Genomic DNA, 12,542 nt, shown 5'->3' with positions numbered 1-12,542 from the left:
CCGCTGTGCGGCCAGGAGCGGACGACCCGGGCCCGAGCGGCCCGGCCGCTGTGCGGCCAGGAGCGGAGGACTAGGGCCTGAGTAAACCCTTCACGTACGCGGCCTGACCTACGTGCTGCAGGCTGTCGTCGGCGACGCTGACCAACCTGACTCCCATGGTCACCGGCGGATCCCACCGCCTGTCGACGATCCGGTCCAGATCACCGTCGCTCAAACCCTCGAGGAACGCGATGGTCCTCGCCTGCACCGCCTCCAGATAGTCGACGATCGCTGCGCCGGCCGCCGGTCGTACCCGCCCCACCTCCTCGGAGGAATGCCCGTACCCGGTGTTGGACGGGTCCGGCTCCAGCCCAAAACGACCGGCCCAATCTCCCCCAACCCACACCTGCTCCGAATCCATCAACTCGGAAAGGTGATGGTCCTGAACCCGTGCCAGGTGCCACAGCAGCCATCCGATCGTGTTCGCATCCGGTCCGGGGCGCTCGACGAGTCTGCCCGCCGGCAAATCCTCGACGACGTCGCGTACGAGCGGCGGGATCCGGCCGTACAACTCGAGTAACACGACATTGGTCCGCACAGATCGTTGAGCCTACGCTTGTTCGTGATGCCAACTCTCCAAGTGCAGCCGGCGGCGGGCGCGCTCGGTGCCTACGTGACCGGCATCGACCTCACGAAGGTGAGAGACGCCGAGGAGCTCGAGCCGTTGAAGGAGGCGCTCGCCGCGCACCTGGTGGTGTTCCTTCCCGACCAGCACCTGGACCTCGACGACCTCGAGCGCGTCACCGACCTCATGGGCGGACGGGACATCACTCCGTTCGTCGAGCCGCTGCCGGATCGACCCCATGTGATCCGGGTCATCAAGGAGCCCGCCGACGCACTCAACTTCGCCAACGCGTGGCACACCGACCTCAGCTACCTTCCCGAACCCCCGGCATACACGCTGCTGCACGCGTGGGAGGTCCCGACCCACGGCGGCGACACGCTGTGGGCGAACCAGTACATGGCTTTCGAAACGCTCTCGCCTGGCCTCAAGGAGACCCTGCTCGGATTGCGTGCCGTGCATTCCGCAGGCATGGCTTACGGCACCGGCGGTCTGTTGGACAAGGTAAAAGACCTCACTTCGATGGCGATAGCTCCCTCACAGGACGCTTACAAGGAGTGGGTGCACCCTGCTGTCATCGCGCATCCGGCCACAGGTCGCCATGCCCTCTTCCTGAACCCCGTGTACACGACGAGGTTCGAAGGTTGGGCGGCGCACGAGTCGCAACCGTTGCTGTCGCTGTTGTACCGCCACGCGGTCAACGAAAACCTCACCTGCCGCCTCCGCTGGTCCCCTCAGATGCTCGCCATCTGGGATAACCGCTGCACCCAGCACAACGCTTTGAACGACTACCCCGGTCAGCGCCGCGAGATGTTCCGAACCAGCGTCAAGGGCAGCGCGCTCAAGGTCTGAAGCCAGCCGCTTCTTCTATCGCCGCTGCGGTCGCACAGAGGAGCTCCTCTGCGCCGGCAGGCGCGACCAGTTGCAGGCTCGCGGGGACGGGGCGTCGCTTGGTCGTGTGGGTCGCGACCGGCAGGGCGATCGCCGGCAGGCCGGCGAGGTTGAAGGGCGACACGTAACGGATCTCAGTCAGCCTCGCGGCGTCCTCGACCGCCGGTGGTGTGGTCGCGATCGTTGGAAGCGCGAGAAGATCAGCTCGAGCGAACGCCTGTTGCAGTTCGACGTCCCACGCCGTCGCTTGCGCGCGTGCAGCGCCGATCTGCGCCGCCGTGATGGTGGAACTCTTCTGGAGGCGGGCGGCGACGTCGGGGGAGAGCTCGCCGGCGTGCTCGCGCCAGAGCGCTTCATGGATGCTCCACGCCTCGGAACCGAGGATCACGGCTGTCGCCTCGGTGGCTGCGTCCCAACCGTCGAGCGCCAGGTCGGCTGTGCGCAGGCCGGCTGCCCGCAGCGCCGAATCGATCGCGGTGTCGACCCAGTCTTCGGCCGGGAGCCTGACGCGACCGACCGTGGAGGCGATGCCACTGGCGGGTTGGAAACCGGGCTCGAGCAGTCGCATGCCAGCGACGACGCCGGCGACCGTCGCCGCCATCGGGCCGACCGTGTCGAGCGACGGAGCCAGCGGCAGGACGCCGTCCAGCGGCACTCGGCCGAGCGTCGTCTTGAGCCCGACGATCCCGCAGCACGCGGCAGGGATGCGGATCGAACCGCCGGTGTCGCTGCCGTAGGCGACGTCGGCCTGGTCGGTCGCCACCGCGGTGGCCGACCCGCTGGAGGATCCTCCTGGGACGAGGCGCGGGTCGAACGGGTTGGCCGGGGTGCCGAACCACGGGTTGATCCCGGTGACACCGAAGGCGAGCTCGTGCATGTTGGTCTTGCCGACGATGGCGACTTCGCCGGCGGCCTCCGCTACCCGGGTGCCGGCGAGGCAAGCGGCGTCGTGGCCGGCCGGCAGGGCCCGCGCGGCGATGACCTTGGACCCGCTGGTGGTGGGCAGGCCGGCCATGTCGATCAGGTCCTTGACGGCGACCCACAGCCGGGCGCCATCAGCGTGGTCGAGGCGGGTTATGAACGTCGCCTCCTGCGGCATGCGGTTCACCCTAGCGGATCGAACATCTGTTCGATAGCGTGGCAGGGGTGGGTTACCAGAACCCCCCTGTGCCCTGGCGGGAGTTGGAGGCGAGGCTGTCGGGCCGCGCTCGTGGGTCGCAGCGTCCGGGCGACGGGGGGGACAGCCCGGCGTGGTCGTACAAACGTCCCGTTTACGAGCCGCCGGCGGAGCTGTCAGGGCGCCGGGGTTCGCCGCCGGCGCTGCCCTACGCCGAGCTTCACTGCCACTCCAACTTCAGCTTCCTCGACGGCGGTTCGCACCCGGAGGAACTGGTGGAGGAGGCGGCGCGCCTGGGCCTCGAAGCGCTCGCGTTGACGGATCACGACGGGATGTACGGGGTGGTCCGTTTTGCGGAAGCGGCGAGGGCGTTGGGTATGCGCACGGTGTTCGGCGCCGAGGTATCCCTCGGGCTTACCCGCCCGCAGAACGGTGTCGCCGATCCCGAAGGCGCGCACCTGGTCGTGTTGGCGCGTGACCCGGTCGGCTACACCCGGCTGTGCCGCGCTCTGTCGGTGGCGCACATGTCCGGTCGCGAGAAAGGCCGCCCGGCTGTGTCGCTCGAGACCCTGTCCGCGATCGGCCGCGGCGCGCTGCCGGACCTGGGTGCCGACCCGGTCGCGGTCGGAGAGCCTGTTGAGGGCCCGTCGGACCACTGGGTCGTGCTGACCGGTTGCCGCAAGGGGACCGTGCCGGCGGCGCTGGTGTCCGGCGGACCCTCGGCCGGTCTTTTCGAGCTGCGCCGGCTGCAGAGCCTGTTCGGCCAGCCGAACGTCTTCGTGGAGCTGTGGGACCACGGCGACCCGCTCGACTCCGCCCGCAACGACGGGCTCGTCCTCCTGGCCGACCGCGCCGGTGCCGATCTCGTCGCGACCAACAACGTCCACTACCACCACAGCTCCCGCCGGCGGTTGGCGACCGCGCTGGCTGCGGTGAGGGCGCGGCGTTCGCTAGACGAGCTCGACGGGTGGTTGCCGCCGGCGAGCGCTGCCGGTCTGCGCGGAGGCCCCGAGCAGGCCAGGCGCTTCGCCAGGTATCCGGGAGTGGTGGAGCGGGCCGCGGTGTTGGCCCGGGACTGCGCGTTCGACCTCTCGCTCGTCGCGCCGAACCTGCCACCGTGGCCGGTCCCCTTCGGGCACACGGAGATGAGCTGGCTGCGGGTGTTGGTGGAGGAGGGGGGCACGCGACGCTATGGGCCGAGAGGAGCAGCCGGCGCGAAGGCATGGCAGCAGATCGACTACGAGCTCGACATGATCGAGCGGCTCGGCTTCGCGGGCTACTTCCTGATCGTGTGGGACATCGTCGAGTTCTGCCGGCGCAACGACATCTACTGCCAGGGCCGCGGCTCTGCTGCGAACTCTGCGGTGTGCTACGCCCTCGGAGTCACCAACGCGGACGCTGTCGCGCTGGGCCTTCTGTTCGAAAGGTTCTTGTCGCCTGAGCGCGACGGGCCGCCTGACATCGACGTGGACATAGAGAGCGGCAGGCGGGAGGAGGCGATCCAGTACGTGTACCGCCGCTACGGGCGCGGTTGCGCCGCGCAGGTCGCCAACGTGATCACCTACCGGCCGCGCTCTTCCGTGCGCGACATGGGCAAGGCGCTCGGAGCGTCGCAAGGACAGGTCGACGCGTGGGCGAAGCAGGTCGACCACTGGGGGCCGCTGGCCACGATGGACACCACCGGCATCCCGCCGGCGGTGCTCGGAATGGCCGCCGAGGTACAGCACTTCCCCCGGCATCTCGGCATCCACTCGGGCGGCATGGTCATATGCGACCGGCCCGTCGCGGAGGTCTGCCCGGTCGAGTGGGCGCGCATGGCGGACCGCAGCGTGCTGCAGTGGGACAAGGACGACTGCGCCGCCGCCGGCCTCGTCAAGTTCGACATGCTCGGTCTCGGCATGCTCACGGTCCTGCACGCGACCGTCGACCATGTGCGGGACTTCCACGGTGTGTCGGTCGACCTGGGCCGCCTTCCGCAGGAGGACTGTATCTACGAGATGCTCTCGCGCGCGGACTCGGTCGGCGTGTTCCAGGTGGAGAGTCGCGCGCAGATGGCGACGCTCCCGCGGCTGAAACCTCGCGAGTTCTACGACCTGGTAGTCGAGGTGGCCCTGATCCGCCCCGGCCCGATCCAGGGCGGGTCGGTGCACCCCTATATCCGCCGGCGCAACGGTGACGAGGACGTCACCTACCTGCACCCGCTGCTCGAACGCAGCCTGGCCAAGACGCTAGGGATACCGCTGTTCCAGGAGCAGCTGATGCAGATGGCGATCGACGTCGCCGGCTTCACGCCGGCGGAGTCGGACCGGTTGCGCCAGGCGATGGGCTCGAAGCGCAGTGTCGAGCGGATGGAGCAGCTGCGCTCGCGCTTCTACGACGGCATGCGAGAGCGGGGCATCGTCGGGGAGGTGGCTGATGCGATCTGGGAGAAGCTGGTCGCGTTCGCCAACTTCGGGTTCCCCGAGAGCCACTCGGTGTCGTTTGCCTATCTCGTGTATTCCTCCGCGTGGCTGAAGTTCCACTACCCCTCGGCGTTCTTGGCGGGTCTGCTGGATGGGCAGCCGATGGGGTTCTGGTCGCCGCAGACACTCGTCGCCGACGCCCGCCGGCACGGGGTGGTGGTGCGCCGGCCGTGCGTCAACGCGAGCGGAGACAAGTCGAAGCTGGAGGCATGCCCCGACTCCGCCGGCGGAGCAGCGGTGAGGCTGGGTTTGTCGTACGTGCGCGGGTTGGGGACCGCGATCGCCGCTCGTGTCGCCGCCGGCGCCGCCGAGCGGCCCTACCGAGACATCGAGGACGTGGTGCGCCGGGCCGGGCTGACCGCCGCGCAGGCAGAGGCGCTGGCGACCGCCGGCGCGTTCGAGTGCTTCGGGCTGTCGCGCCGGGCTGCGTTGTGGAGCGCGGGGGCGGTCGCCGCAGCGGGCTGCGGGCTCGAAGGTGTCGTTACCGGAGCCGACGCCCCGCCCCTTCCCGATATGCACCCGGCGGAGGTCAACCACGCCGATCTCTGGGCCACCGGGCTCTCGCCGGACAGCTACCCGACAGAGTTCGTCCGCGAGGAACTCGCCGCCGGCGGCGTGGTGACGGCTTCGCGGTTGGTCGACCTGGTGCCCGGCCAGAAGGTGTCGGTCGCCGGCGTGGTCACCCACCGGCAGAGGCCGGCGACCGCTCAGGGAGTGACGTTCATGAACCTCGAGGACGAGACGGGCCTGGTGAACGTGGTGTGCTCGGCGGGGGCGTGGGTGCGCTTCGGGCGGGTCGCGCGCAACAGCCCGGCGATCATCGTCGACGGGCGACTCGAGCGGGTCGAAACGGTCATCAACGTGGTGGTGGAGCGGATCCGGCCCCTGCCCCTGCGGCTACGCAGAGCGGTGCTGCCCTCACGCGACTTCCGCTGAGGGCCGGCACCGCTTCGCCGGCGCCGGATGGCAGGCTGGAGTGGTGCCGGAGGAGACCCGCGCTACTGGGCCCCTGCGGCCGATCGAACTGGCGACCGCGTCGGTCCTCGCCGGCGTGGCCGTGGCACTCACGGTCATCGGATGGTTTCTCCCGCACCTCGGCCCCGTGGCCGCTCTCGCCGTGGTGCCTCTCGGGGTCGTCGCGCACCGCCACCGATTCCGTGCCCTCGCGGCATCGGCCTTCGCCGCGTCGATCCTGAGCTTCCTCGTCGCCGGGACTGGAACGGTGTCGAACGTCGTCGAGTGCGCAGTCGTCGGAGGTTTCGTCGGGACAGCCCTGCGCCGGAACTGGGGCTTCGGTGTGGTTGCCGCCGCGATGGCGGTCATCGGTCCGGTGCTGGCGGCGATAAGTGTCGGTCTGCTCTACGTCTTCTCTTCCGTGCGCAAACTCACCCTGGACCAGATCCGCAACACCTGGAAGGGAATCGAGAGGCTCCTCAGAGGATTCACCATCTTGGACGGCGTGCTGCGCCGACTGGACCATTTCGTGGCGGCGGCGATACGCGATTGGTGGATCACGGTGGGGGCGATAGTCATCGTCGCGACGTTCTGGTTCGCCGCGCTCGCGTGGGTTCTCCTCGGGCCGGTCCTGGAGCGGCTCAACTGGTTGCGCGCGGTGGACCGGCTCGAGGCGGACCGGGACGCACAAGACTCGTCCGCGACCACCCAGCCGGTCCCGGTCACTCTCGAGCACGCCGGCTTCCGGTATCAACGCGCTGACGTAGATGCTCTCCAGGACATCAACCTGCGCATAGAGCCCGCCACCTTCGTGGCGCTCGTCGGCGACAACGGATCAGGCAAGTCGACCCTCGCGAGGATCATCGCCGGCCGTGCACCGACGAGCGGGACGGTGATCCGCGATGGGAGCGCCGCGTTGGGAAAGCCGGGCGGCACCGCGATGGTGATGCAGCACCCGGAGACGCAGATCCTCGGAGTACGCGTGGCCGACGATGTCGTGTGGGGGTTACGCGATGCCGCCGGCGTCGACGTCGACGCGCTGCTGCACGCCGTCGGCCTCGACGGCATGGACGACCGCGAGACCTCGACACTCTCCGGCGGGGAGCTCCAACGGTTGGCGGTCGCGGCGGCGCTTGCGAGACGGCCGCGCCTGATCATCTCGGACGAGTCGACCGCGATGGTCGACGCGCCGGGACGGCAGCGCCTCATGTCGCTGCTCTCAGGATTGCCGGCGTCGCGTGGCGTGACGGTGGTGCACGTAACCCACCGGCCGGAGGAGACCGCCGACGCCGACCACAAGTACCGCTTGGCCGCTGGCCGTCTCTCTGAGGCGAACGGGGCGGTCACGACACGCCCCGAAGCAGACGGAGCACGGTCGGCGACCGCCGGGCCGCGTCTCAGCCCTGCGGGCCGGCGCAGCTTGGAGCTACGAGGCGTCTGGCACACGTACGGAGCGGGAAGCCCGTGGGCCCACAAGGCCCTCGAGTCCATCGATCTGGCGGTCGCGCCCGGCGAGGGCGTACTCGTGGTCGGCAGCAACGGTTCGGGAAAGTCGACGCTCGCCTGGATCATGGCCGGCGTCTTGCGACCGAGCCGCGGTTCGTGCCTGCTCGGCGGAGAACCCGTGAGGAGCCGCCCCGGTTCTGTCGGGCTCGCATTCCAGCACGCCAGGCTCCAGCTTCAGCGCCCGACGGTCAAAGCCGACCTGCTCGCCGCCGGTGCCAAAGACGAGAGCGACGCAGCCACCCACTTGTCATCCGTCGGGCTCGACTGGTCCGAGCTGTCGGAGCGACGCATCGACGAGCTCAGCGGCGGGCAGCAGCGCCGAGTCGCCCTCGCGGGGGTACTTGCACGCAACCCCGAAGTGCTGGTCCTCGACGAGCCACTCGCCGGGCTCGACCAACCCAGCCAGGAGTCGATCGTGGCGCTACTTGGCCGGCTGCGGCACGACAGGGGCATGACCGTCGTGGTGATCTCGCACGATCTAGAGGGCATGGATCAGGTGTGCGACCGTGCGGTGCACCTCGATGAAGGCCGTGTGATGTTCGATGGGCCGAGAACGGATGCCCCGTGCTGAGCCCCACGCGACCCAACAGCAAGCACTCGAAGGATCCGGAGGACCGCGATGCCGAGCGCCGGCCGCCCAGGGTCATCTTGCTGCGCGAGATCAAGGGCGACTCTGCGGTCCATCGCTTGTGGGCCGGAACCAAGCTTGTATCGGTCGCCGGCCTGAGCGTCGTGCTGTCGTACTACCCCTCCTGGGGTGCGCTGGGATTGACGACGGCATTGCTGCTGAGCGCGGGCCTGGTCGCCCGCATTCCCGGCGGTGCCTTGCCACGGCCGCCGCGTTGGTTCTGGATCACCATCGCGGTGACCGGGGCTCTGGCGTCGATCGCGGGCGGCTCGCCGCACGTCACCATCGCGGGTGCTCGGCTCGGCCTCGGGGGCATAGACGCGTACTGCCGTTTCGTGAGCGTGGGGATCGTGCTCCTTCTGGCCGCCGCGATGGTCGGGTGGACCACTCCCCTCGGCGAGATAGCTCCGGCGGTGGCGCGACTGATGTGGCCGCTGCGATTGGTGAAGGTGCCCGTCGACGAGGCGTCGGTCGCGGTCGCGTTGTGCGTGAGGAGCTTGCCGCTTCTAGTCGGGGAGATGAGGATTCTGATCGCGGCCCGGCGCCTGCGCCCACCACCGAAAGCGCGGCCCGGCCGATCGAATATCGAAAGGTGGCTCGACGAGCTGATCGACCTGCTCGTCGCGGCCCTCGCCGTGTCGGTTCGGCGTGCAGGGGAGCTCGCCGAGGCGATCACTGCGCGCGGCGGCACCGGGCTGATCGCTGCTAAGACGAGATCGCCAAAGCTGGCCGACGGCGTGACGATCGCACTTGTCGCGGCGGTCTGCGTGGGCGCCGCGCTAATTCCCGGCTGAGCCCGGCTCGACCGCCGCTTCCACCACACCCATCCGGCCTGAAAGGGAGTTCCCGAGGTTGGCTGCGATGACCAGTCCCATGGCGGCGAGCTCCCGTGCGCCTGGTTGCTGGCCGAGGACCACGAGCCCCGCAAGCGCGGCTACACCCGGATCGAGGCTGAGCATGACCCCGAACGCACGGGGCGTGACTCTTCGGAGGACGATCAGCTCGAGGGTGTAGGGGACGACCGACGACAGCAACGCGACCAGCGCGCCGAGACCGAGCACATAAGGGGAAAAGAGACGGCCGCCTCCGCTGACCAGCCCTCCAGGTAGCAGGACCAGCGCGCCGGTCACCATGGCGATGGCCAGTCCGCGTCGGGTGTCGAACCGCCGTCCCGTCTGCTTGCTCAGGAGTATGTAGGCGATCCAGAACGCGCCGGCAAGCGCGGCGAGCCCGATGCCACCCGGCGCCAGCCGCCCGCCTCCGGCGGTTGCGAGCAATGCCACGCCGGTTCCCGCCATCCCGGCCCACAGGCCGTCGACCCACCGCCGCGAGCCAACCACCGCGACAGCCAGCGGCCCGGAGAACTCGATGGTGACTGCGGCCCCGAGCGGGATCCGGGAGATCGCCTCGTAGAAGCAGAGGTTCATTCCTGCGAGGACCAGACCGAACGCCACTGCCACGGCGAGATCACCGCGGGCGGCCGCGCTGCGCGCTCCCGGCGCGCGCGAAAGAAGCCCGAAGCCGACCAGCACCACCGCCGCGATCGCGACGCGCAGCGTCACAGCACCCAGTGGCCCCACCCGGTCGAAGAGCTTGGTCGCGAACGCCGCACCGAACTGGACGGACAGGGCGCCGGCTCCAACGAGGACGAGAGGGGAGGCAGCCGGCTGCTTCACCGGCCGAGTGTAGGTGCGCGGCCCGGTGCGGAGATCTCCCGCTTGAACGGCGTGGTCGCCCACCACGGAGCCAACCCGACGTGCACCGGTGGTGCCGCACCGGCGAGCAGCAGCGCCCCGCCGGCCGGCTGCTGGTTCACCGCGTCCGGGGGCAGCCGGCGTTGGCGCTGGGTAGACCATGTCACCGTCTCCGAACCGAACAGTGGGCCGACGGCCGGGTTGCGGCTCACGCTTCGCGCCGGTACGTCGATCTCGCCCGCCAAGCGCGACACCATCTCCAACGTTTCCATGTCGCCGATTCCTGGCAGCACCAGCTTTGTCCCGAACAACGACAAGAACCCCTCCGCCGCCCGTCCCCACCTCACTCTCGCCTGCGACAGGTCCTGGAGGCAAGCGATCGTCAGCACACCCTGGCTTCCGCCCTCGCTCACGAGCGAAGGCAGGTCGGGGAGCGGAGCGATGTTGGCCACCTCGTCGAGCACGAGCGACAAAGGCGCCTCGCCTCTGCCGCTTGCCGCTGCCGCGTAGGCGGCGGAGCGCACCTGCTCCAAGAAAGCGACGACGATCGGTGCAGCGAGGTCCTGTTGGCGGGCGGGAGCGCAGATGTAGACGGTGTCGTCGCTGCCCGGCAAAGAAGCCGGGTCGAAATTCACCGCGGACGCGTTGTCCAACACGGCGTCTGAACGGTACGCGGCGAGCACCCCCGCGAGGCTGGACCAGATGCCCGACTGCTCCCTCGGGTCGGTGGCCGAGATCCCGGCGAGAACGTCGCACGCGGTGGTGGCCCCGTGGATCTTCAGGACCGTGTGCGCCGGGCTCACCTCCTGGCGCAACGTCCAGCGCGCGACGGTGTCCATGCCCATCTGGGAGAGGCTCGCGGCATGAAGTAGCGGTGCCAGGAGGGCTTCGGCGCGCTCGGTCCAGTGCGCCGACTCTCCGACACGCCCCTGCGGCCTGGCGGCTCCTGTCATCGATCGTGCCATGAGGAGGGACTCGTCCCAGGTCGCCGCGCCGGCTACCGGGGACCAGCGGAGCCTGGTGGCACCGGGCGGGTCGTTGCGTATGGAGCCGGTCGGGTCCAGCAGCCAGCGGCGCCCCGCCTGGCGCTTGTCGAGGGTCGACATCATCAAGTCGAGCTTGGTCGAGGTGGCGATGACGGGTCCCGGAGCGCAGAGGACGTTCGGGACCGCCACCGCCGAGGTCTTGCCCGAGCGCGGGGGCCCGAGGACCAGCAGCGCCTGCTGCGGGTCGGTCAGGGCGAGCCCACCGGGCAGCACGCCTGCGTAGAGCCTCCCGCCCGAGTCGTTCAGGTAGCTGCGGAGACGGTCGAGTTCCGTCTCGTGTGCGGGCTTTTGCATTCGCGGCGGAACCCCCGGGTGCTTGCGGTGCATGGGCGGAGGGGGAAGCCGGTCGCGAGCGTACCGGCCGCTACGACCACGCCGCTACGCTCGCGTCGTGCCCGCACAACTTCTCGATGACGCCGCGATCGAGGCGGCACTGGCCGGCCTCGCGTGGACCCGCGAGGGCAACGAGATCGTCAAGACCGTCCAGAGGGGTGACTTCGTCGGGGCTCTGGCGTATGTCAACGAGGTCGGGCAGCTTGCCGAAGCCCGCAACCACCACCCAGATATCGCCATCTCGTGGAACAAGGTCACCCTCCGGCTCAGCACCCACTCCGCAGGCGGGTTGACCCGCTCCGACATGGACCTGGCGGCCGAGATAGACCGCCTCCCTGACCAAGCCTGACAGCGGCTGGTCGCCGCAATTGCCGGGTCTTTTCCGTAGCATCGAAGAATGACGCAGTTGTGCCTCCTGACGGTGCACGCCCACCCAGACGACGAGTCCTCGAAGGGTGCCGCCACCATCGCCCGATATCACGCCGCCGGCGTCCGTACCGTCCTGGTGACCTGCACCGGCGGGGAGGAGGGCGACATCCTCAACCCGGCCATGGATACACCGGAGGTGCGGGGCGATCTCTCCGCCATCCGTCGCAAGGAGCTCGACCGCGCGGCCGAGATCATCGGCTACGACGAGGTCGTGATGCTCGGCTACCGGGACTCCGGCATGCCGGGCAGCGACGCGAACTCCGACCCGCGCTGCTTCGCGGCGGCTCCCCTCGACGAGGCCGCCGGGCGGCTGGTCGAGGTGATCCGCAGGGTGCGGCCGCAAGTGGTCGTCACCTACCCGCAGGATCAGAGCGGCTACCCGCACCCCGACCACCTCCGCGTCAACGAGATCTCGGAGATCGCGTTCGACGCCGCCGGTGATCCGGAGTGCTTCCCCGGCACGGGCGAGCCGTGGCAGCCCAGCCGCCTCTGCTACGTGAGGTGGTCGGCGCGGCGCATGCTCGCGATGCACGAGAAGTTCCTCGAACTGGGTCTCGAGTCGCCGTACACGGACGAGCGTCTCCAGCGCTGGATCGAGTCAGCCGCCGAGATCGAAGGTGACCAGGACGGCGCCGAACGGCGTCATGTCGCCGTCGACGTGAGGGGCTTCACCTACGTGACACGCGAGGCCCTTCTCGCGCACGAGACACAGGTCGACCCGAACTCACGGCACTGGTTCGGCCTGCCTCCCGAGATCGCCGACGCGATCCACCCGTGGGAGGAGTACGAGATCGTCCGGGACCTCGCCGGGGGTATCAGCGACGACGATCTCTTCGCGGGGATCGGCTCCGTCCGCGCGGGCCGGCGTTAGCGAGATGGCG

10 protein-coding genes are annotated in these 12,542 nt (G+C 69.5%); 6 read left to right on the top strand and 4 right to left on the bottom strand.

Annotated features, from left to right (window positions below; translation table 11 throughout):
- Positions 1 to 70: 70 nt before the first annotated feature.
- Positions 71 to 577 (bottom strand): DinB family protein, encoded by a 507-nt coding sequence (locus VNF71_06010; protein ID HVA74101.1) that lies wholly within the window; start codon positions 575 to 577, stop codon positions 71 to 73.
- Positions 578 to 604: 27 nt separating this feature from the next.
- On the opposite strand from VNF71_06010, the gene VNF71_06005 reads away from it, so the two are divergent.
- Entirely contained in the window at positions 605 to 1,453 is an 849-nt protein-coding gene (locus tag VNF71_06005) for a TauD/TfdA family dioxygenase (protein ID HVA74100.1), read from the top strand.
- Here VNF71_06005 and VNF71_06000 read toward each other — a convergent pair.
- The gene (locus VNF71_06000; protein ID HVA74099.1) at positions 1,443 to 2,591 is read right to left on the bottom strand and encodes an amidase; all 1,149 of its coding nucleotides are present in this window, start codon (positions 2,589 to 2,591) and stop codon (positions 1,443 to 1,445) included. The genes VNF71_06005 and VNF71_06000 overlap by 11 nt on opposite strands.
- A gap of 47 nt (positions 2,592 to 2,638) precedes the next feature.
- Here VNF71_06000 and VNF71_05995 point away from each other — a divergent pair, with 47 nt between their 5' ends.
- The 3 genes from VNF71_05995 to VNF71_05985 are packed head-to-tail and all read left to right on the top strand — an operon-like array spanning position 2,639 to position 8,953.
- Positions 2,639 to 6,007 (top strand): error-prone DNA polymerase, encoded by a 3,369-nt coding sequence (locus VNF71_05995; protein HVA74098.1) that lies wholly within the window; start codon positions 2,639 to 2,641, stop codon positions 6,005 to 6,007.
- Between the two features lie 43 nt (positions 6,008 to 6,050).
- Positions 6,051 to 8,102, top strand: coding sequence for a DUF2232 domain-containing protein (locus VNF71_05990; GenBank protein HVA74097.1), 2,052 nt, complete (start codon positions 6,051 to 6,053; stop codon positions 8,100 to 8,102).
- The gene (locus VNF71_05985; GenBank protein HVA74096.1) at positions 8,096 to 8,953 is read left to right on the top strand and encodes an energy-coupling factor transporter transmembrane protein EcfT; all 858 of its coding nucleotides are present in this window, start codon (positions 8,096 to 8,098) and stop codon (positions 8,951 to 8,953) included. The genes VNF71_05990 and VNF71_05985 overlap by 7 nt, the downstream gene beginning before the upstream one ends.
- On the opposite strand, the gene VNF71_05980 is transcribed toward VNF71_05985, so the two are convergent.
- Both VNF71_05980 and VNF71_05975 read right to left on the bottom strand, forming a co-directional pair.
- Positions 8,939 to 9,835 carry an EamA family transporter gene (locus tag VNF71_05980; protein ID HVA74095.1) on the bottom strand — a complete coding sequence of 299 codons (897 nt, stop codon included), beginning with the start codon at positions 9,833 to 9,835 and terminating at the stop codon, positions 8,939 to 8,941. The genes VNF71_05985 and VNF71_05980 overlap by 15 nt on opposite strands.
- Positions 9,832 to 11,193, bottom strand: a complete 1,362-nt coding sequence (locus VNF71_05975; GenBank protein HVA74094.1) for a type IV secretory system conjugative DNA transfer family protein — start codon at positions 11,191 to 11,193, stop codon at positions 9,832 to 9,834. The genes VNF71_05980 and VNF71_05975 overlap by 4 nt, the downstream gene beginning before the upstream one ends.
- Positions 11,194 to 11,290: 97 nt before the next feature.
- Between VNF71_05975 and VNF71_05970 the strand changes: the two genes are divergently transcribed.
- Complete coding sequence (locus VNF71_05970; protein HVA74093.1) at positions 11,291 to 11,581, top strand: 4a-hydroxytetrahydrobiopterin dehydratase; 291 nt, start codon at positions 11,291 to 11,293, stop codon at positions 11,579 to 11,581.
- Between the two features lie 48 nt (positions 11,582 to 11,629).
- Positions 11,630 to 12,532, top strand: coding sequence for a mycothiol conjugate amidase Mca (mca, locus tag VNF71_05965; GenBank protein ID HVA74092.1), 903 nt, complete (start codon positions 11,630 to 11,632; stop codon positions 12,530 to 12,532).
- The last annotated feature ends 10 nt before the right edge of the window (positions 12,533 to 12,542 follow it).

The sequence above is a fragment of the Acidimicrobiales bacterium genome (genome assembly GCA_035533095.1).
GTDB lineage: Bacteria > Actinomycetota > Acidimicrobiia > Acidimicrobiales > Palsa-688 > DATLUM01.
Note: the sequence above shows the minus strand (reverse complement) of the source record. Positions and strands in the feature narration are given on the sequence as shown.